Below are 20379 nucleotides of genomic sequence, written 5' to 3'. Positions count from 1 at the left end.
TAATTTGCAGTGCATTACCGCTAATGATTTTACATTTGAACCAATGGACGCTTCCTGCATAAGTTATAAAGACACCGGTTTTTTTTCGCACACAGTTACCGAATACATTGAAAACCGTGCCGAACTACAACCATTTTATGGCTACCGCCCTGATATGGCCGGTTTTGCTGCATTTTTGAAAAACAAGCAGGTTGTTGCCGATCGCGAAGTGCTGGTACGCGTTTTAACTAAGCAGTACGAATGTTTAGGTAAAGAGCCCGGTAAGTTATGTACTTACTCAACGGCCCTAACGGCTCAAAATCTGGAGCTTTTAAAGCAAGATAATACTTATACTATAACAACAGGCCATCAGTTGAATATCTTTGCGGGGCCTTTGTATTTCCTTTATAAAATTGCTACCGCCATTAAACTGGCGCAACAACTTAAAGCTGCCCATCCCGATAAAAACTTTGTCCCCGTTTATTGGATGGCCAGCGAAGACCATGACTTTGCCGAGATCAATTATACCAACATCGGCGGTAAAAAAGTACATTGGTGGTATGAAGCCTCGGGCGCTACCGGTCGTATCGACCCGGTGAGTATCCGCCAGGCGCTTAACCAATACAAGGGGGTTTTAGGCATGGAAGGCCATGCTACCGACCTGGCCGAAATTGTAGAGACTGCCTATACCAAATTTGATAAACTGGCCGATGCTACCCGTTACCTGGTTAACTCTTTATTCGGCCAATATGGTTTAGTGATTATCGACGCCGACGATCATGAGTTTAAAAAAGAATTTGCCCCCATTATTGAGCAAGATATTATTGGTCAGCACAGTTTTAAAAATATTACGGAAACCAACGATAAGCTGCACGAACTCGGTGTACATATCCAGGTTAACCCACGCGAGATCAATTTCTTTTACCTGAAAGAGCATCTTCGCGAACGGATAGTTTTTGAGAATGATAGTTACCAGGTGCTTAATACCGAGATAAAGTTTACTGAAGTTGAGCTTAAAAAAGAGATAGCTGAATACCCCGAACGCTTTAGCCCTAACGTGGTGATGCGCCCATTGTACCAGGAATGTATTTTGCCCAATATTGCCTATATCGGTGGTGGTGCCGAAGTGGTTTACTGGCTCGAACTGAAATCGAACTTTGATCATTATAAAATTGATTTCCCTATCCTGGTCCTCCGTAACTCGGCATTGGTGATCAAAAAAGAGCAGGCCGCCAAAGTTGAACGCATGAATCTTGATGCTATCGACCTGTTTAAACAAAGCGACGCCCTTCAAACTTACTGGATAAAAAAACACAGCGGCCATAACCTGAGCATTGCCGAGGAATGGCGCGAAATGGAAAACCTGTTCGAGAAAATAAAACTTCGTGCTTACAAGATAGATCCTACACTTTCTCCATCAGCAGCGGCAGTACAGGCACGCCTCAAAAAGGCGATGGATAACCTCGAAAAGAAACTCATCCGCGCCGAAAAAAGAAATTACAGTGTGCGCTTAGAGCAATTAACCGCAGTAAAAGCCGAGCTATTTCCGAAAGACAGCCTGCAGGAACGTTCTGAAAACTTTGGCCTCATGTATGTGAAATGGGGGCAGGTCTTTATTGATGAACTCATCCGTCTGTTTGAGCCGCTTGATTTTAAATTTACGGTATTAACGGAGAAGTAAATTCCCAGCCAACCTCTTTTCCAGAGTAAACCCATTTCCACATCGTCATTGCTTCGTACGTCGCAATGACGCGTGTTTTGAGGTTTTAGTAGTATTCAGACTTACGAAGTTTCTAAAACTTCGTAAGTCTGAATACCGTTTTAACGCTACAATATAAACTTCGTGCTCAGGAAGTTGGAATCATTATCGTTCACAATTTCGTTGATGATGTTTTTATTGGTTTCGGTCATTTTGGTGGTAACCAATGAGCGGATGGAGAACGACCTTAAGGCATCATGCACCGAAAGGGTCCCCTCCGCGCTATCCTTACGCCCGGTGAAAGGGAACACATCCGGTCCGCGCTGGCATTGGCTGTTGATGTTTACACGGCTCACCAGGTTCACAAACGGATCTATCAGTGATGAAATTTCTTTTGCATCGTTACTGAAAATACTCACCTGCATACCATGTGGCGAATCTATCTGGTAAGTGATCGGCTCCTCGATATCATCAAACGGAATTACAGGGAGCACCGGGCCAAACTGCTCTTCGCGGTACAGCTTCATGTTTTCATTAACCGGATAAACTATCGCCGGGAAAAAGAACGAGGCAGATGTTTCGCCACCATTTTCGTTAACGATTTTTGCGCCGTTGGCTAAAGCATCATTTACAATATCGGTTAGGTAAGCCGGTTTGTGCGGTTCAGGAAGCGGGGTTAGTTTCACATCCTTTTCCCATGGCAGGCCAAACTTAAGTTTGGCAACAGCTTCACTTAGTAGTTTTAAAAACTCGTCGGCAACTTCTTTATGTACAAATATTACCTTGATAGCGGTACAACGCTGGCCATTAAAGGATAAGGAGCCCAAAATACATTCGCTCACAGCCTGCGACAGGTCTGCATGTTTGGTTACAATAGCGGCATTCTTGGCATCCAGACTTAAAACAGCCCTTAACCGGTTGATTTTAGGGTGGCGCTTTTTCAGATCGTTTGCTACCTTACTCGAGCCAATAAAGGCCAGCACATTTACCTTGCCAGATGCCATGAGGCCTGGGGTTACCACAGCACCACGACCGTAAATGGTATTCACCACACCTTTGGGGAACGATTCCTGGAAGGCTTTTAACAGGGGGTAATGCAGCAGTGTACCGTGTTTGGGTGGTTTAAATAAAATGGTGTTCCCCATGATCAGCGCGGGGATCAGGGTGGTAAAAGTTTCGTTCAGTGGATAGTTGAACGGCCCCATGCAAAGTACCACACCCAATGGCGAGCGGCGGATCTGGGCTACCAACCCTTCGGCCATTTCAAAGCGGGACGACTGACGGTCGATATCCTTCAAGGCATCAATAGTGGCATTGATGTACTCAATAGTACGGTCAAATTCTTTAGCCGAATCGGCGTATGATTTACCAATCTCCCACATCAGCAACTTTACCACCAGCGTACGCTGTTCGCTCATTTTGTAAATGAAGCGCTCCATACATTTAATACGGTCGGCAATGCTCATGGTAGGCCATTCGCCTCGACCATTGTCATAGGCCTCGAGGGCGGCATCCAATGCTTCAAAAGCTTCCTTCTCGGTACAAACAGGGTAGGTGCCTATTAGCTTTCGGGTAAAAGTACCGTCCTGGCCCCAAAAGCCAACGGGTGAGTAAACTTCGCTTACTTCGCCATTCCATGGTTTCATTTCGCCACCGCTCAGGTATTCGCGCTGGTGTACTTCTTCAATCTGAAATTCGGGTGGGATATTGATTTCATCAACAAAAATTGAACTGAGCCGGGTTTTAAAACTCATATTTTTTCAAGGGTTTGATTTCCCCTAAGATAAAAAAAGCCTGCTTTAACAAGCAAGCTTTTATGTGCTAATAATGTTTACTGATTTTATTGTAGCACAAGGGGGGGACTCTAAGTCAAGTGTTATATACACCTGCACTTAAGAATGCGGCAATTGTAAGTTAGCCTATTAATGCCTAATTTTCTGATCTGCAAATTGCAAATGAAAAAACATCTCTTAGGTCTGTTCCTATCCTTAATAATAACAACCGTTTACGGCCAGCATAAAGCGGTTGATAAAGTGCTTGATTCCTGTATCAAAAAAAGAAATTTTAACGGCGTAGTTTTAATAGCCAAAAACGGCAAGCCGGATTATTTAAAGTATACTGGTATCGCCAACAGGCATTATAATATCAGCTTCTCTCCAAAAACAAGGTTTCAGATCTTCTCCGTCACAAAAACCTTTACGGCGGTACTTATTATGCAGCTGTATGAGCAGGGTAAGATCAATCTGGATTCAACCATATCGGCCTACTATCCCGAGTATAAAGGAGAAGCATCGTGCAAAGTAACCGTACGCAATTTGCTTACTTATAGCAGTGGCCGGTATCTGAAGGAAATGGACCCTAAATTTATTCCCGAAGCTTACGATCAGAATTTATGGCCGGTAGATACCTTCATTAACAGGTATTGCGCCGAAAAACTGATTGACACGCCGGGGACAAAATTTAATTACAGCAATGGCGACTTTATCCTATTAGGCAGGATCATCGAAAAAATCTACAAACAACCATTTGACGCTGTTTTGAGCGAAAAGATCCTTATCCCGCTAAAAATGAACAATACCAATTACTGGCACCATGAAGATATTGTTCCTAACCTTGATGAAGGTTATTATAACAAAGAAGGCAGTGTTGATTCATTAGTTATGCCTACTTATCATTATATCGATAATCATTTCTCGGCAGGGGCTATGTATTCCACACCGCAGGACCTGCTCATTTTTGATCAGGCCATATTTAACCACACGCTTTTAAAAAAGGCTACTGTTGATTTAATGTTGACATCCTATCCCAAACTTGGCGATGTGGCATTTGGCTTTTGGGTATACCTGAGAAAAATAGGAAAATCGAATACTATTTTTGCCGAGCGCCAAGGCGCAGGATACGGAAACGAATCAAACTGGGTACATCTGATGGACAGAGGTGTAACACTTATCCTGCTTTCCAATACGGAAACTGCTGATTTAAATAAAATGCGGTTAGATTTACTGGATGCTTATTTAAATTATAACTAAAAGCATGCTTAAATAACGCTTATTTATTGATCCGGAAAACCTGGTAATTGTACATGATGCTTTCCAGGTGATAATTGCTTTTAACCAGATCGCTTACAAAACTGCGCAGATCGGCATCAACCAGGTTTTGATATTCAGGAAACATTGGGATCAGGATCATGGCAGGTTTATTTTGTCGCAGGTCATGATAAAAGCGAGCTTTGGCTATTGGCGTTTGAGTAATATTGAAATAAATAGTAGGTGATAACCTTTCCGAATAAACTTGTACCTGGGTGCCAAAGCTGTGCACCAGTACCATATCTGTGATACTCGTATGTTCCTTGATCCATCTTCCCAGTGCTTTACGGTCGCCCTCCGGCGGATTTACATAGGGGGCTTTGCCATAAATTATTGGGGGTTCGGCGCTACCTAACAGGATTTTCAGGTTAGCTATCGGCGCTGTCATCGACGGAAAAAAAATAACACCAATTCCTAAAGCTACTAAACCATTGGGCAGCTTGTATTTATCAAGGAGATATGCGGCGGCTATTGCATTGATCATTGACAGGGGCGGCAACAGATCTTTTAAATGTACCACATCATAAATCCCTATCATATTAATAGCAACAAATGCCAGCACGCACCACAAAACCGGGAAGTCCATTTTTCTTTTTATAAAAATATAAAGCAACAGCAATGGGTAAAACAACACAAGCGGCGAATAAATAAACCGGTGGCAAAAGTTATCAAATTAAAAAGCGACGGTATGGTCAGTTGCGCTGCCTTTGCCAAAGTTATCTAACAAGCCGTTTATCAATAACTGGTGAAGATCAATGCCCGCCAAAGCGCAGGCTATTATTAAAACTAACAGGCCGGATACCACGCCAAGGCAAAATACAAGGAGATCGATAAAACGTTTCCGGAACAACGCATGGATCAAAATTGCGAGGATAACAAAGGCAGCCGAAAGCCTGAAATCAACAGCAAGGCCAGCTAACAGGCCACTGATTAAAAGAGCTTGTTTGTTTGAGGTATTGATGTACCGGTACACCGCAGCTATTATGAACAATACTTCATAAGTTTCGGTAAATGCCACATATTGGCTTCCTGTAGCGTGCCACAATAACGATAGGCCATAAAACAACACCACTAACAAACCCGCTGTTTCGCCTGCGAGCTTTTGGGCTATTTTATAAAGATAATAGATCCCGATAGATTGGCACAGTGTTGCCAGCACTCTGGGGAACCAATAATTTACGCCAAAAAGAGTATCTGACAAGCCAAAAATGGCAAAAATGAAAGGTGATTTATTGTCGGTGCCGCCGGTGTAGGGAACCAGCCCATGCCTGAACCAATTACGGCCGATATAGTGCCAGATAGATTCATCGAACGATAAAACAAATCCATTACTGAACAGGGTGATGATCAACTGTAACGCAGTAAGGAAAACGATAATGGTCAGCGGATTGATCTGATACCTGGTTCCTGTACTTTTTAAAGTGATATGCATTGGATTTAAATTTCAGCGCATTGAACCGGTTAATAGCATCGGTGTTCGGAAGAAATAAAAAAAGCGCTGGATTGTGCGATTCCCTCCCTTGGGAGGGTGTAGGGAGGGGTTTCGACGGCAAATTTATCTGCTTTTACGACTCATAAACCCCTCCCTGCCAATACACATCCCAACGCCCCCCTCCCAAGGGAGGGAATTATAAAATCTTCCGAGCATCTATACGCTTAACAGTATCAGTTTTAATTTTAACCAAATTATGGATATACCCCTTAATTACGTTAATAACCGTCATACAGTTGCTTTTCAACTAAACTTACGAAGTTTTGGATAGCTTCGTAAGTTTTGAAAAGCAGCCAAGCATTTTTAAAAGTGATAATTTACCCCCGCCTCAACGGAAGTAATTGCTACTCCAAGAATGTTGGCCGCCGATTGGATACCTGTTGCGGGGCTGTACCCAAAACTGAGATCAAGTTTTTTACCAATGATAAATCCTGCTTTTGCTATCGGCGTGAACCACACGCCCCCACTTGATGGTACCTTTTCTTGTTCAACAGAGTTAAACCCTGCTACGGTAGCACTTGACACCTGCCTTTTAACATTAGCAGCGCTATATAGTGAAAAGTTAATAGCTGCGCCTCCGCCCAGGTAAAATTTAAAATTATTCCCGTTAAAAAAATTGTACACAAGCTGGGGCCTCAATGAGGCGCTTGTTTGTGTAAAAGAATAAGTGTTAACTGTAGTTGAGCTGTACTCAACATCGTAATTGTTGATGTGTATTTTGGTCATCTCGAGTACAAGCTCGGTCCTGAAAATTAAGCGGCCGGTATTGGGATTAAAAGGCACATGGATGCCAAAAACCAGCTCGGGCAAATAAGAGTTTTTTTTGACATCTGTTGTTCCGGGCGGAGGGTTACCCTGACGAGTTACCTGACTGGCATTTAAACCGATCCCTGCATACAAATTATATGCGCGTACGTTATCTTTTTTAACAGGTGCGCTGTTATCGTTATTGATCAGGTTTATTATCCGAAGAATCTCACCTTCGCTATAGTTAAGTACTACAATGTGATCTATTACCGTATGCGCATCATCAGGGCGGTATTTATTGGCCAGATCGATAAGTTGCGCATAATAAATGTTTTTCTTTTTTAATGAAGGCGAATCCTTGTCAAGATAAGGTTGATACTTCAACTCCTGCGGTGCCCCGCCCGTTTTGTTATCGGCAACGTAAAATCGGGTTTTAATAGCATCCGTGTATGATAACAAAGATACGTTGGTTCCTTTTTGTATGATTTTTAAAAAAATCTGGTCGGTTTTTGAGGCTGTGTCTATTTCATTTCTAACAGTTTGGATATCGGTTTTACCCATGCTGATAGCTACCCTTGCCGATTGATATATCTCAATACCGGATATCTCGAAATAGCTGATATCCATGGGGTGATAAGTCTGCACCTTATCATCAAGTGTCTTTTTAAAGCTGATGCTATTGGGCGTTGAATACCATTCCTTGTAATTGATAAAACCGTTTATGGTTTCGCCATTGTTAGTGACAACGTAACCCTGTTTGTAATTAGTTTGCGCTGAAGCGAAGAATGGAAGCAGGAAAATTGCAAATATGAATGAGTAAAGTAGTTTCATGAATATTGTGATGGTATAAGTTTTTTGCGACGTTAAAATACATCTATTTTTATGATTTGGGGGTATTGCATTACAAATAGTGTATTTATGATTTATAGCGCCAATTTGATAACCTTAACGGCATTGCCCCGCTCAAGCGAATGATGCTCCAGCCACTGACTTTGCTGCTGATCCATAACCTTACCGGCTTGTAAAGCGGCTATCCTGGCTTCGAGCCGGGTTAGGCACAGTTTTTTATTTTGTAACTGCGATCGGCTATCCATTACAGTAACCTGTATACCGGTAGGTTTGTGAATACCGCGTACCGCTGTTTCAACCTTGTTTACGTTTTGCCCGCCGGGGCCTGATGAGCGGATGGTTTCAAACGTTACATCAGCAGGAGCAAAATGTGTTTGCTCGGGGATATCAAATACCTCAACACCCACAAACCAGTTTTTACGTTTATGAGCGGGGCGATAGGGGCTTTGCGCCGTCCATTGTATCGTACCCTGCCATTCTTTTAACAGGTTTTCCAGTTGGATGCCTTCGGCTATCAAAGTAGATGACAGGAGTGTGCCGCTTTGAGGTCCCGGGTTATTTTCGGTTACAGATATGGTTATGTTTTGTGCCTTTGCCTGTTTCAGGATCATGTCCCGAACCTTGACAACAACAAGGCCGGACTCAGCCGGGCCTTTACCGGCGGTTATTTGTATGATCTTTTTCATTATTCTTTATCCATTCTTACTATGCGCGGGTAAAACTTACCCTGTACTTCAATTAATTGCTGATGGGCAGTTATTACCGTCTCGATATCTTTATAGGCCGACGGGTTTTCTTCCAGGCTGCCGCCAATGAGGGTTACCCCGGTATCAGTCAGCAGTTTTTTCATTGCTGAACCAGTAATGCTCTCTCTCGCTTCCTTGCGGCTCATGGCCCTGCCTGCACCATGCGATGCAGAGTTTAAGGCATCGTCATTTCCTTTACCTAATACTAAATAAGCAGGTGTAGCCATACTGCCGGGTATAATTCCGAGTTCGCCCGTATGGGCAGGCGTAGCACCTTTGCGGTGAATGATCGCTTCGGCACCATCGGCCAACCTGTCTTTCCATGCAAAATTGTGGTGGTTTTCAACTTTGGCTAAGGATTTTAATCCTAAAGCTTTTAACAGGTTGATGTGGATCCGGTCATGACAGGCTTTGGCATACTCACCGGCCAGGTTCATGCTAAGCCAATATTCTTGGCCGGGTTCGGTATCAAGATCAAGCCAGGCCAGTGGTTGTGCTTCGCGCGGAAGCTTGCAGGTATCCATAGCTATTTGTGTATAATGCCGGGCGATATTTGCCCCCAATCCCCTGCTGCCCGAATGCGACAATAAAGCCATGTACTCCCCTGATGGCAGATGGAGTTTGTTATCTTCATAAAGTTCAATCAGCCCGAATTCTACAAAATGATTGCCGCTGCCCGATGAGCCTAATTGCTTAACGGCCTTGCCATGCAATTTTTGAAGCAGCGGGGTTTCATTAAACACAGGGCTGTCCAATACTTCATGATATTGGGTTGTGCTTAACCCGCCATCGATCCCAAAGTGGGTATGATCATTTATGGCCTGTTTTATTCGATGGGCATAACGTTTAAAAAAGCGCTCATCAGCATCTATGATGGATAAAGCCATTCTACACCCGATATCCATGCCTACTCCGTAGGGGATCACCGCGTTTTTAACAGCAATTACCCCGCCAATAGGTAGGCCATAGCCACTGTGCGCGTCAGGCATCAATGCCCCCTGTAAACTAACTGGGAGCGTAAGCGCAAGTTTCATTTGTTTTATGGCAGATGCCTCAATGTGTTCTTCTCCAAAAATGGTTAAGGATGCGTGTTGGGCCTTTAATTCATAAGATGTCGCTACCGGTTCATTTGTCTTGCTGATGAATGTTTCGGCTATTTTGCCGGTCAGTTCGTTGCTTAGGTAAGCATCCGGTTGTTGCCGGATGCCGGTTAATAAGCTGATCACTTCTGCTTTACTGTAATGCTTGAAATGTTTTGCTATCATATTCACAGCCAGGCTGCGCTGCTTATTATCGGCGTAACCTATCTGTGTTAATTCTTTTGTTTTTAAATTGCCCATAAGGGTTTCTTTTAATAGTCGAAGTATGCCTCTTTTGAGGTGTACTTCGGTTTGTTTTTAAATGCGTTAATGTATTTAAGCTGCTCGCGATAAGTGACCTTCCAATATTTGTAGGTATTTCCGCGTTTTATTTTGTTGATATGTGGCCAAAGGTTATCCCGCGTAATACGGTTGTCCATCTCTCCAATCTGTTGTTCTAATAATTCATCACCAAGCCTTATTAAATAGATAAAATGAGGCCTTATGACTAATTCATATCTCCATGGTTCGGTAAACACAAACTTTACTGTACAATATGCCTGCAATTCATTCCATCTTTCTTTACGGTCAAACAGTGCTCTTTCCTCGTTGGAAAGTTCCATCTTATTCATTCTCCATTGATAAGGATAAAACTCGCGCAACAACTGAGGCTTATTTAAGTAATCGTAAACTCCCCTACGTTTTTTCTTTACCTGAAATGTTTCATCATAGTGATACACAGGCAGGTTTATCTTTTCAAGCAGTGTTTCGTAAAACGCAGCTTGGGGCCTGCGTTTTTCTTTTGCAGTTAAAGCAAATATCCGTTTCCAGCCTTTTTGATATGGTTTTTCGAGTAGGATCCATGGCAACTCACTTTTCTGTAAGCTTAATTTTTCCTGAAGTTTGTTAAGCTGGATCAGCTTTTTATCAAAGGCTTCTTTAACCAATCGTTTTTTTCTCCGTGCCGATTTTAAACGGTACGGCAAATCATGTATGTCCATCGGACTTTACGTGTTTAGTTCATTAAAATCTGTTATGATTTTCAAAAATTCATCCCCGGGTTAGGGACGTACCCATTTTGAAAAGCGCAAGCCAAACCTTCAACACATAAAAAAACCGCGGACAAACAAAACCTGTCACCGATTAAACACACCGGTAAAAACGTTTAAATAAAAACAAAAGAATTGCTGTCCACCTGTTAAAGGTGATGCACTAATGGGATATGGATGAGATACTCTGTAGCATAGTCCTTAAAAAATTAAAGGGTTAACAATTAAGGAATTGCTGCAAAGATGCAAATATTTTTTAATTAAAGAATGGGCAGATAAATAAAAGCGTCATGGCCTTGTGCCTTACCGCAATGACGCCGTATGGTTATCGCATCCCTATAGTGGTAATAAACCCTGCTGCCGGAAAGAAAACAGAAACCGGCAACAGGGTTTGCAACACAAAACATAAAGATTTTTTAACTCAACTTAAGAGGTTGAATTAAAGACTTCCGGCTTTACTCTTCCCCAACAAGTTTAAACACCATTCCATCCATATCTTCAGTGATCCTGATCTGACAGGCCAACCGACTGGCTGGAGGGGCATAAGGTAATGTATCTAATACGTCAAGTTCAGTATCTGTAGCGGTAAAGTATTCTTCTGGGCCTTCAATAACCTGCACATGGCAGGTAGCGCAAAGCGCCATCCCACCACAGGTGGCCAATATATCATATTCGGAAGCCTTTAGTACCTCCATCAGGCTCAGGTTAATTCCTTCGGGAATTTCAACGGGTCTGCTGCCGCCGTCGCGGTCAATTATGGTTAAATTTATCATGGCTAAAAGGCGCTTACACCGTAAACGGTGGTGTATTTAAAACTCAGTTTTTGCTCGGGGTAAACATATTTAAATGCACTTTGAGCCATCAGTGCTCCTTCGTGGAAACCACATAATATCAGTTTAAGTTTGCCAGGATAAGTGTTGATATCGCCAATGGCATAAATGCGCTCGATATTGGTGCTGTAATCAGCAGTATTTACCGCGATGGCAGATCTGTCTATATTCAATCCCCAATCGGCAATCGGGCCGAGCTTCGGGCTAAGCCCGAATAGGGGGATCAAGTGATCGGCTTCAATATGACTAACCTGCTGGTCACGATCAAGCAGGGTAATTTCTTGCAAACGGTCCTCTCCGGTTAAGGCAACCACATTTGATTTAAGGAAGAGGTCGATCTTGCCTTCCCTTGCCAATTCAAATACTTTTTCGGCACTGTCAGGTGCACCGCGGAAAGTATCGCCCCTGTGTACAAGGGTAACACGCTCGGCTACGTTGCTCAGAAAAACGGCCCAGTCCAATGCCGAGTCGCCTCCACCGGCCAGCACCACTTTTTTACCACGGAAATGTTCCGGGTTCTTCACCATATAGGCTACGCCCTTGCCTTCAAAATCAGTAAGGCGGTCAATTTCCGGTTTACGGGGCTCAAAGCAGCCGAGCCCACCGGCAATTACTACTACCTGGCAATGAACTGTTGTGCCATCGTTAGTGATGATATTGTAAGAACCATCTTCATTACGCTGTAGGTCTTCCACCCGCTCACCCAAACTAAAGGTTGGATGAAATGGAGCTATCTGTACCATCAGGTTATCTACCAGTTGCTGTGCGGTAACATCTGGATAACCAGGAATATCATAGATTGGTTTGTGCGGATAAATTTCAGAAAGTTGACCACCAACCTGCGGTAGCACATCAATAAGATGGCAGCGCATTTTGAGCAGACCAGCTTCAAAAACAGCAAATAAACCAACAGGCCCGGCGCCTATAACGCAGATATCGGTAGTAATTTGTTCCATGTATGATCGCCTTTGATTCAGCACTCAAATTTGAGGCTAAAGCAACTGGCAATCAAATGATATAAAGTAATATACGATTACTTTAAGTTATGGCTGGCGAGGCAAAAGCGTTTAAAAAGTTCGATCAGTTTGCTGTGTTTGCCATGCAGCTGTATGAATTGGAACGTGCGGAAGATCTCCAATCCTTTCACATCAATAACGGTAAGCTCGTTGTATTTTAATTCACTCACTACCGATTGGATAGATAGGAATGTAGCTGTTTCTGAGTATAAAAGGTATTGTTTTATGGCGATACTGCTCTCCAGCTGGATCTCAATATTAAGGTCTTTAGGGTTGATCTGCACACCGGCAAGCGCATTGAAAATAACATCTAACGTACCTGATCCGGCTTCTCTTAAAACAAGGGGAATAGACGGTAATTGCTTGGGAGTGATCTCCGCCTTTTTGGATAACTTATTGTTAGCACTGGTCACTAATACAATCTCATCCTTAATAAAATCGGTATAGGATAATTGCGGCGAATGGGCGGCCCCTTCCACAATGGCGATATCTATTTTTTCGGCAAGCACCAGTTGCGAGATCTGGTCGGTATTAGCCTGGATGAAGTTGAAGGTGACTTTGGGATATGTTTTTTTGAACATAGCCAGCAGCTTGGGCAAAATTGTTTGGGCAACTGTAGTGCTGGCCCCTATGTGCAGTGTACCTGCCTCTAAATTGTTGAGCTGTGCCAGTTCTGTTTCAAGATCAGTATAGGTTTGGAAGATCTTTTCGGCATATTTCTCAAGAATTTTGCCGGCAGTGGTAAGGGCGATGTTATTACCGTTACGTTTAAACAACTGCTGGCTTAACTGGTGTTCCAGTTCTTTGATGTGTTTGGTAACAGCAGGCTGGGTAATAAACAGTTCGGATGCAGCCTTGGTAAAGCTCAAACGCTGTGCAACCGTATAGAAAACCTTCAGCCTGAAATCAAATATCATTGAGGCAATTTAGGAATAAAAGGCTAATTATTCCACAAGCTTACGCGGCAAGTGATTGCTTTGTACTATCTATGGCAAGTTGTATAATCCAGACTTACGAAGTTTTTAAAACTTCGTAAGTCTTCAGATTTGCCTTATCCAATAAAATGGTATAAAAACACAACGTCACCTGCGAAGGCGGGTTTGCGCTGATCTTTTATTTCGAGTTCGATGGCCATGGTAGCTTTGATAACACCGCGAAGATTAACTAAACCTGCCAGTTTAACTTTTAACCTCACTTCATTATCAACCAGTACCGGCTGAGCAAAACGCAGATTTTCGATACCATAGTTAATTTCCATTTTTAGGTTCTCGATCTTTACGATCTCTTTCCACAGGTGAGGGATCAGTGACAGCGTAAGGTAACCATGTGCAATAGTTGATTTAAAAGGGCTTTCGGTTTTGGCCCTTTCAGGGTCGGTGTGGATCCATTGGTGATCAAGGGTTGCATCGGCAAATTTGTTGATCTGCTCCTGGGTAATGGTATGCCATGATGAAACGCCAAGGTCATTGCCTACCTGCTGTTCAAACTCCTGGAAATTACTGATTACAATCATATTGGGTTATTAATAGTTAGGGTCTTTTGAAGCGGCAAAGGTATAAAATCTAACGCTTTATTCGCCCAGTAAAGCTTTCAGACTTTCCAGTGTATCGGCTTCTTCTTTGGGTTTATCATGCCGCCACCGCAGGATCCTCGGAAAACGCAAAGCAATGCCCGATTTATGCCGGGTTGATTTATTGATGCCCTCAAAACCTATCTCAAATACCAACTCGGGTTTTACTGTACGTACCGGGCCAAATTTTTCGATAGTGTTGCGTTTTATAAAGTAATCAACCTTGTTGATCTCCGCGTCGGTAAGGCCCGAATAAGCTTTGGCAAAGGGTACCAGCTTGTCGCCATCCCAAACGGCAAAGGTATAATCGGTGTACAGATCGGCCCTGCGGCCGTGGCCTTTTTGGGCATAGATCATCACTGCATCAACCGACAGCGGATCGATCTTCCATTTCCACCAGTCGCCCCGGCGACGGCCTACCTGGTAAGCAGCGTTTTTACTTTTTAGCATGATCCCCTCGGCTATCATAGCCCGCGATTGCTCCCTGATGCTGCCAAGCTGTTCCCAGTTTTCGAACCCTATAAGCGCTGAGATGCGGAATACTTCGGGGTATTGGGTTTGAGCTTGCAATTGTTCCAGGATCTTCCGCCTTTCGGTTTGGGTTTTATAGCGGATATCTTCGCTGTTATATTCCAGGCAGTCGTAAGCAATAACAGCAACCGGGCTTTCCTCTAAAATCTTTTTACTTAGATTTTTCCTGCCGATGCGGGTTTGCAGCACATTAAATGGCATGGGCAAACCATTTTGAAAACTGAGGACCTCCCCGTCAATCACCGTACCATCGGGGAGGGCATTCAGAAAAGGGTGCAGTTCGGGAAACTTTTCGGTAGCAAGGTCCTCGCCCCGGCTCCAGATAAATATTTCGCCGCCCCGCTTTATCATTTGTGCACGAATGCCGTCCCATTTCCACTCGGCCTGCCAGTCGGCGGCATCGCCAAGGGCAATACCTATTTCGGCGGGTGTTTTTTGTTTTTCCGATGTTTCCTGGATGGGATAGGCCAAGAAGAAAGGGTAGGGCCGGGAGATATTCGCAGCAGCATCCTGTTCTTCCATTAATTGCGAAAACTGGTAGGTTTCGGGCAGCCAGCTTCCCATAATGCGATGGGTAAGTGCAGCAGGCTCCAACCCGGAGATCTCGGCCAGCGCCTTGATCACTAAATTTTGCGACACGCCAACCCTAAAGCCTCCGGTAAGCAGCTTGTTAAAAACAAAACGTTCCTGGCTATCCAGCATGCCCCATGATTCCAGCAGCCATTCTTTTTTCTGTTCTTCTGTTTTATCGCTAAGGGCATTGATCTCGGCAATCCACTCGGTAAGGGTTTTGCTGCTGCTTTCGTTGCTTTGCGGCATAAGGAGGGCCATGGTTTCGGCAAGGTCACCCACTACATGGTAGCTTTCTTCAAACAGCCAGGCGGGGATGTGCGAGGCCTCGATGGCCCAGTTACGTACCAAAGTTGAATTGATCTGCCGTTTCGGTCGCCGGCCGGTGAACAGGGCAAGCATATGCATTTTGTCGGTATCGGGTACGGTATTAAAGTAGTCTTTTAGTACTTTAACTTTCTCGTTGGTTTTGTTGGTTTCATCAAGCGATAGGAAGAGTTGGGCGAAAGCTTTCATAAAATACCAGCCCCCTCTAAATCTCCCCCGGAAGGGGATACTTTTTTCAAACTGTTTAACTCCTCCCCTTCCGGGGGAGGTTGGGTGGGGGCGTCCTCCTCCCCTCCGTAAAGCGTATGCACTTCATGCGCATCAAAACCTATCTCATTTAAATATCTCGAAAAAGTGGCCGTGTAACCGTGAGTAAGGTAAACGCTTTCGCAGCCGGTGGCGTCAATGGCGCTGATGAGGCCATCCCAATCGGCATGGTCGGAGAGGACGAACCCCCTGTCGGCAGCGCGGCGGCGTTTGGCCCCGCGGATAGCCATCCATCCCGAGCAGTAGCCAAAACTATAAGGCTGGAACTTGCGCATCCAGGGCGTACCTACTGAAGATGGCGGCGCTATGATGATGCCTTTGCGCACTTCTTCTTTTGAACTTTCCTGCGTGATCCTTTCCGTTGGGTTTAGCAATACGCCGTTGCGGCGCAAGGCTTCGTTGGTGTTTTCAATAACGCCGTGGGTATAAACCTTGCCGTTAAACAGATCAAGGTTTTGCAGAATGCGCTGGGCTTTCCCTAACGAATAGCCTACCAGCACAGTAGCTACCCCATTGTGCATGTTTCCGCGCCACCAGTTATTGATCTCGTTAAAAGTTTGAACCTGTGGCTTCCATTGGTAAACCGGCATACCAAAGGTGCATTCAGAAATAAAGTGATGGCATTTTACTGGCTCAAAAGGCGTGGAGATCCCATCGTCCTCTACCTTATAGTCACCTGATACTACCCATACTTCGCCCTTGTGCTCAATACGGATCTGTGCGGAGCCGATCACATGCCCGGCAGGATACAATGATACAGTTACGCCGTTTTTCATCACAGTTTCGCCGTATTCGACAGTTTGCAGGTTGATCTCGCCAAGCCGGTACAGTAAAACTTCACGGGAAAGATGATGGGCAAGGTAATGTTTATGCCCCCAGTAGGCATGATCGGCATGGGCATGGGTAATTACAGCATCATCAACCGGTTTCCAGGGATCGATATAAAATTTGCCCTTCGCACAGTAGATCCCCCTATCAGTAAACTCAAGCAGCGGTTTTTTAGCCATGATGTATAAACTACTGATAAGCAAATTGGTTTGCTTAATCCCTGGAGAGGAAAATAGAAAGCTACTTAAATTTCTATCAGCCCTTTTTCTTTCAATTTATTGAGGTAGATATCAATCTCCGAATCGCCCATGCCAAAGATACTTTCAGTTTTCCAGAAGATGATATAAATGGCCGATTTGGTTTTAGCACCACTATTATAAATGTCCAGCAGTTTTTGTTCAATATAACTTAATCCATCTGCATTGGTTTGCATACGTTTCAGGTGGGCTTTTAATGCTGGTTTGAGTAGCGGGACACCGCCCCAAAAGGTGTTTTCATTAAGCCATTTTTCCAACCCTATAAGGTCATTATTTACGTATAACCTCCAGGCATCGAAAGCGAGCCCCAGTTCCCACTCGTTCAGGCGTTCGCGGGCATCATATAGTTCTTCAAATTGTTCGCCGGTTAGTTCGCCAAGGCCTTTTTTATTATTAAACTGAATACAATCGGCCAGGCAAATGAGGTAAATGGCAGGGGCCGACATATCGGTTTTGAGCGAGAGCATTTCCAATACACCTAACAGATTCACCTGGCAATGCAGATCAAATTCAAACCACAGGTTGATCTCTTTATACTGGCTGTTTAGCTTGCCCAGTTCATCCAATACTTTATGCTGGTAATCACCCTCCGGCGCATTAAAGGTTTTGTTGATCCAGTCGCGGCGGGCGCTCCAAAAACTTCCTGACAGGATATCCTCTTGTAGCGGACCTTCAGAAAACACCTCACGCCAAACCATAACATCGCCGTCGAGCCCGGTTTGATCAAAACCATCTAACGCGGCATCACCATTTAATATGTGTAGGATAGAGTTCATGAAAGCTAAGTTATAAAAATAATGCCCCCGGCCCCTTAAAGGGGGGAGTTTTTTGATTTGCTTAATTTGTTATGACAGTTGTTAGTAATTATGGGCCTTGTAATAAACAAGCCCCGCCTGAGGGACGGGGCTGTCACATAATTAACTATTTATAATTGATTGAAAAAATCCTTGTTTGTTAAGAGCAACCCATAGAGTTGCCGCAATTTAAACATTTGTAGCAGGTACCCGAACGTACTGTGGTATGCCCGCAAACGTTGCAGCTTGGCGCATCACTTTGTACGCCCATACTAACGTCGAAAGATAAGCCTTTTCTTTGAGCATTTAAAGAATTATCTGAAGATACCTGATTATTGGCAGGTGGCTGGTAAACGTTGGTTTCATCAACATTAAAATCCTCATCGCCCATTTGCGGATTGCCTAATACGCCGTTCTTATCGGTAATGATGTGTACCAGATCGGTACGGTCCTGGTATTCATAGCCCAGCATCCTGAAAATATAGTCGATAATGGATGTTGCACTTTTAATATTGGTATGGCCAACAACCATACCGGCCGGCTCAAAACGGGTAAAGGTAAATTTCTCTACATACTCCTCCAATGGTACACCATATTGCAACCCGATGGAAACAGCAATAGCAAAACAGTTCATAAGCGAACGAAAAGTTGCGCCTTCTTTATGCATATCCACAAAGATCTCGCCCAGGGTGCCGTCCTCGTATTCGCCGGTGCGCACAAAAACGGTTTGCCCGTCGATACTGGCCTTTTGTGTAAAGCCACGGCGTTTATAAGGCAGGTGTTTCTTTTGTACCACGCGCGAAAGCTGGCGCATAAAAGCGGTATCCTTCGATTTTTCCATGATGGCTATGGCTGCCTCAATAACCTGCTCGGGGGTTAAGTCGCTCAGTTTTACGTTTGCTGCTTCGCCCAACACTTCTTCAACGGTATCCAGTTTTTCGTCGGCTTCCTCTTTAACGTCCGATTTGGTCGACAGCGGTTGCGATAGTTTGCAGCCATCGCGATAAAGTGCATTGGCTTTCAAGCCCAGTTTCCAGGAAAGTTCGTAGCAGTCTTTGATCTCGTCAACCTTGGCCTCATTTGGCAGGTTAATGGTTTTGGAGATAGCACCGGAAAGGAATGGCTGCGCGGCGGCCATCATTTTGATGTGGCCATGGGCATGGATATAACGTTCGCCTTTTGCACCGCATTTATTGGCGCAATCAAAAATAGGATAGTGCTGCTGTTTCAGGTATGGTGCGCCCTCAATAGTCATGGTGCCGCAGATGTATTCGTTTGCTTCGGCAATTTGCTTTTTGCTGAAACCAAGTGAGCGTAACACATTAAAATCCGGCGCGTTATACTGATCGGCAGAGATGCCTAATCGTTTCAAACACTCTTCGCCCAGCGACCAGATATTAAATGCAAAGCTGATCTCAAAAGCAGATACCAATCCTTTATCCAGTTTTTCCAGCTCGTCATCGGTGAAGCCCTTGGCTTTAAGCGTATCTATATTGATATGCGGTGCCCCATTTAAAGTTGCCGCTCCCTTGGCGTAATTAACAATAGCGGTAACCTCATGCTCCCGGTAACCTAAATTACGCAAAGCTTCGGGCACAGCCTGGTTAATGATCTTGAAATAGCCACCACCAGATAGTTTTTTGAATTTCACCAGTGCAAAATCAGGTTCGATACCGGTAGTGTCGCAATCCATCACCAAACCAATTGTACCCGTTGGTGCGATTACGGTGGTTTGGGCATTGCGGTAACCATATTTTTCACCCATTTCAACTGCCTTATCCCAGGCATTGCAGGCCGCCGAAAGCAGGTAATCGGGGCAATGTTTTTGCTCGATACCTGGAGGGGCTATTTCTAACCCTTCGTAGTTTTCGGTAGAATTATAGGCTGCATAACGGTGGTTGCGCATTACCCGCATCATGTGTTCCTTGTTATCCTGGTATCTTGGAAATGCACCCAGCACTTCAGCCATCTCTGCTGACGTTTTATAAGAAATACCCGTCATGATCGCAGTGATCGCCCCGGCAATGCCTCTTGCTTCTTCGCTGTCGTAGGCAATACCGCTTACCATCAACATGGTTCCGAGGTTTGCGTATCCAAGACCTAATGTCCTGTATTCATAGCTTAGCTGTGCAACTTCTTTGGAAGGAAATTGCGCCATCAATACAGATATCTCAAGCACTACAGTCCACAAACGGCAATTGTACTCATAACCTTCTACATCAAACTGGTTGGTATCAGCATCATAAAACTTCATCAGGTTGGCTGATGCAAGATTGCAGGCTGTGTTATCAAGAAACATATATTCCGAGCAGGGATTAGATGCCCTGATCTCTCCACCAGCCGGGCAGGTATGCCATTCATTGATGGTTGTATTGTATTGCGTTCCCGGATCTGCACAGCGCCATGCTGCATAAGCGATCGCATTCCACAATTCTCTTGCAGGCATTTTTTTCATCACCCTGCCATCCATTCTGCCTTTCAATTCCCATTCACCATCTTCATCCAGTACTTTGAAGAAAGAGTTGGGAATACGGATAGAGTTATTAGAGTTTTGTCCGCTTACTGTTCTGTAGGCTTCATCTTCATATCCTGAGGAATAACCTGCGGCGATCAGCGCTCCTACTTTCTTTTCTTCTTCTACTTTCCAATTGATGAAGTCAACA

17 protein-coding genes are annotated in these 20379 nt (G+C 44.3%); 2 read left to right on the top strand and 15 right to left on the bottom strand.

Features of this window, described 5'->3' with window-relative positions; all coding sequences use genetic code 11:
• The first annotated feature begins 4 nt into the window (after positions 1 to 4).
• Positions 5 to 1660, top strand: a complete 1656-nt coding sequence (bshC, locus tag VF500_RS16310) for a bacillithiol biosynthesis cysteine-adding enzyme BshC (RefSeq protein ID WP_330860692.1) — start codon at positions 5 to 7, stop codon at positions 1658 to 1660.
• Between the two features lie 146 nt (positions 1661 to 1806).
• On the opposite strand, the gene VF500_RS16305 is transcribed toward bshC, so the two are convergent.
• On the bottom strand, positions 1807 to 3432 hold the full coding sequence (locus tag VF500_RS16305) for an NADP-dependent glyceraldehyde-3-phosphate dehydrogenase (RefSeq protein WP_330860691.1): 1626 nt from the start codon (positions 3430 to 3432) through the stop codon (positions 1807 to 1809).
• A gap of 201 nt (positions 3433 to 3633) precedes the next feature.
• Here VF500_RS16305 and VF500_RS16300 point away from each other — a divergent pair, with 201 nt between their 5' ends.
• Positions 3634 to 4707, top strand: coding sequence for a serine hydrolase domain-containing protein (locus VF500_RS16300; RefSeq protein WP_330860690.1), 1074 nt, complete (start codon positions 3634 to 3636; stop codon positions 4705 to 4707).
• Positions 4708 to 4726: 19 nt separating this feature from the next.
• Here VF500_RS16300 and VF500_RS16295 read toward each other — a convergent pair whose 3' ends face one another.
• From VF500_RS16295 to VF500_RS16230, 14 genes are all read right to left on the bottom strand, one after another.
• Positions 4727 to 5350 (bottom strand): hypothetical protein, encoded by a 624-nt coding sequence (locus VF500_RS16295; protein WP_330860689.1) that lies wholly within the window; start codon positions 5348 to 5350, stop codon positions 4727 to 4729.
• Between the two features lie 87 nt (positions 5351 to 5437).
• The gene (locus tag VF500_RS16290; RefSeq protein ID WP_330860688.1) at positions 5438 to 6196 is read right to left on the bottom strand and encodes an ArnT family glycosyltransferase; all 759 of its coding nucleotides are present in this window, start codon (positions 6194 to 6196) and stop codon (positions 5438 to 5440) included.
• Between the two features lie 363 nt (positions 6197 to 6559).
• The gene (locus VF500_RS16285) at positions 6560 to 7834 is read right to left on the bottom strand and encodes a hypothetical protein (protein WP_330860687.1); all 1275 of its coding nucleotides are present in this window, start codon (positions 7832 to 7834) and stop codon (positions 6560 to 6562) included.
• A 92-nt stretch (positions 7835 to 7926) separates the two neighbouring features.
• A complete protein-coding gene (prfH, locus tag VF500_RS16280) occupies positions 7927 to 8538 on the bottom strand; it encodes a peptide chain release factor H (RefSeq protein ID WP_330860686.1) in 612 nt (203 codons plus the stop codon).
• Positions 8538 to 9938, bottom strand: a complete 1401-nt coding sequence (locus VF500_RS16275) for an RtcB family protein (protein ID WP_330860685.1) — start codon at positions 9936 to 9938, stop codon at positions 8538 to 8540. Before VF500_RS16275 ends, prfH begins: the two co-directional genes overlap by 1 nt.
• Before the next feature lie 11 nt (positions 9939 to 9949).
• A complete protein-coding gene (locus VF500_RS16270; RefSeq protein ID WP_330860684.1) occupies positions 9950 to 10678 on the bottom strand; it encodes a hypothetical protein in 729 nt (242 codons plus the stop codon).
• 503 nt (positions 10679 to 11181) lie between these two features.
• Positions 11182 to 11499 carry a 2Fe-2S iron-sulfur cluster-binding protein gene (locus tag VF500_RS16265; RefSeq protein ID WP_110586098.1) on the bottom strand — a complete coding sequence of 106 codons (318 nt, stop codon included), beginning with the start codon at positions 11497 to 11499 and terminating at the stop codon, positions 11182 to 11184.
• Between the two features lie 2 nt (positions 11500 to 11501).
• On the bottom strand, positions 11502 to 12512 hold the full coding sequence (locus VF500_RS16260) for an NAD(P)/FAD-dependent oxidoreductase (RefSeq protein ID WP_330860683.1): 1011 nt from the start codon (positions 12510 to 12512) through the stop codon (positions 11502 to 11504).
• A gap of 77 nt (positions 12513 to 12589) precedes the next feature.
• Entirely contained in the window at positions 12590 to 13489 is a 900-nt protein-coding gene (locus tag VF500_RS16255; protein WP_330860682.1) for a LysR substrate-binding domain-containing protein, read from the bottom strand.
• A gap of 134 nt (positions 13490 to 13623) precedes the next feature.
• Positions 13624 to 14085 (bottom strand): MaoC family dehydratase, encoded by a 462-nt coding sequence (locus VF500_RS16250; RefSeq protein WP_330860681.1) that lies wholly within the window; start codon positions 14083 to 14085, stop codon positions 13624 to 13626.
• Positions 14086 to 14142: 57 nt separating this feature from the next.
• A complete protein-coding gene (locus tag VF500_RS16245) occupies positions 14143 to 15759 on the bottom strand; it encodes an ATP-dependent DNA ligase (protein ID WP_330860680.1) in 1617 nt (538 codons plus the stop codon).
• Positions 15756 to 16844, bottom strand: coding sequence for a ligase-associated DNA damage response exonuclease (locus VF500_RS16240; RefSeq protein ID WP_330860679.1), 1089 nt, complete (start codon positions 16842 to 16844; stop codon positions 15756 to 15758). The genes VF500_RS16245 and VF500_RS16240 overlap by 4 nt, the downstream gene beginning before the upstream one ends.
• 65 nt (positions 16845 to 16909) lie before the next feature.
• Positions 16910 to 17698: a DUF1835 domain-containing protein gene (locus tag VF500_RS16235; RefSeq protein WP_330860678.1), complete on the bottom strand. Its 789-nt coding sequence runs from the start codon at positions 17696 to 17698 to the stop codon at positions 16910 to 16912.
• A 178-nt stretch (positions 17699 to 17876) separates the two neighbouring features.
• Positions 17877 to 20379 (bottom strand): vitamin B12-dependent ribonucleotide reductase (locus VF500_RS16230; RefSeq protein ID WP_330860677.1); only part of this gene is annotated, 2503 nt, incomplete at its 5' end.

The organism is Mucilaginibacter sp., assembly GCF_036383575.1.
Taxonomy (GTDB): domain Bacteria; phylum Bacteroidota; class Bacteroidia; order Sphingobacteriales; family Sphingobacteriaceae; genus Mucilaginibacter.
Note: the sequence above shows the minus strand (reverse complement) of the source record. Positions and strands in the feature narration are given on the sequence as shown.

Coding starts and splice junctions, on each gene's coding strand:
- VF500_RS16305 (WP_330860691.1), bottom strand. CDS start 3,432: ATGAGTTTTAAAACCCGGCTCAGTTCAATTTTTGTTGATGAAATCAAT.
- VF500_RS16300 (WP_330860690.1), top strand. CDS start 3,634: ATGAAAAAACATCTCTTAGGTCTGTTCCTATCCTTAATAATAACAACC.
- VF500_RS16295 (WP_330860689.1), bottom strand. CDS start 5,350: ATGGACTTCCCGGTTTTGTGGTGCGTGCTGGCATTTGTTGCTATTAAT.
- VF500_RS16290 (WP_330860688.1), bottom strand. CDS start 6,196: ATGCATATCACTTTAAAAAGTACAGGAACCAGGTATCAGATCAATCCG.
- VF500_RS16285 (WP_330860687.1), bottom strand. CDS start 7,834: ATGAAACTACTTTACTCATTCATATTTGCAATTTTCCTGCTTCCATTC.
- prfH (WP_330860686.1), bottom strand. CDS start 8,538: ATGAAAAAGATCATACAAATAACCGCCGGTAAAGGCCCGGCTGAGTCC.
- VF500_RS16275 (WP_330860685.1), bottom strand. CDS start 9,938: ATGGGCAATTTAAAAACAAAAGAATTAACACAGATAGGTTACGCCGAT.
- VF500_RS16270 (WP_330860684.1), bottom strand. CDS start 10,678: ATGGACATACATGATTTGCCGTACCGTTTAAAATCGGCACGGAGAAAA.
- VF500_RS16265 (WP_110586098.1), bottom strand. CDS start 11,499: ATGATAAATTTAACCATAATTGACCGCGACGGCGGCAGCAGACCCGTT.
- VF500_RS16260 (WP_330860683.1), bottom strand. CDS start 12,512: ATGGAACAAATTACTACCGATATCTGCGTTATAGGCGCCGGGCCTGTT.
- VF500_RS16255 (WP_330860682.1), bottom strand. CDS start 13,489: ATGATATTTGATTTCAGGCTGAAGGTTTTCTATACGGTTGCACAGCGT.
- VF500_RS16250 (WP_330860681.1), bottom strand. CDS start 14,085: ATGATTGTAATCAGTAATTTCCAGGAGTTTGAACAGCAGGTAGGCAAT.
- VF500_RS16245 (WP_330860680.1), bottom strand. CDS start 15,759: ATGAAAGCTTTCGCCCAACTCTTCCTATCGCTTGATGAAACCAACAAA.
- VF500_RS16240 (WP_330860679.1), bottom strand. CDS start 16,844: ATGGCTAAAAAACCGCTGCTTGAGTTTACTGATAGGGGGATCTACTGT.
- VF500_RS16235 (WP_330860678.1), bottom strand. CDS start 17,698: ATGAACTCTATCCTACACATATTAAATGGTGATGCCGCGTTAGATGGT.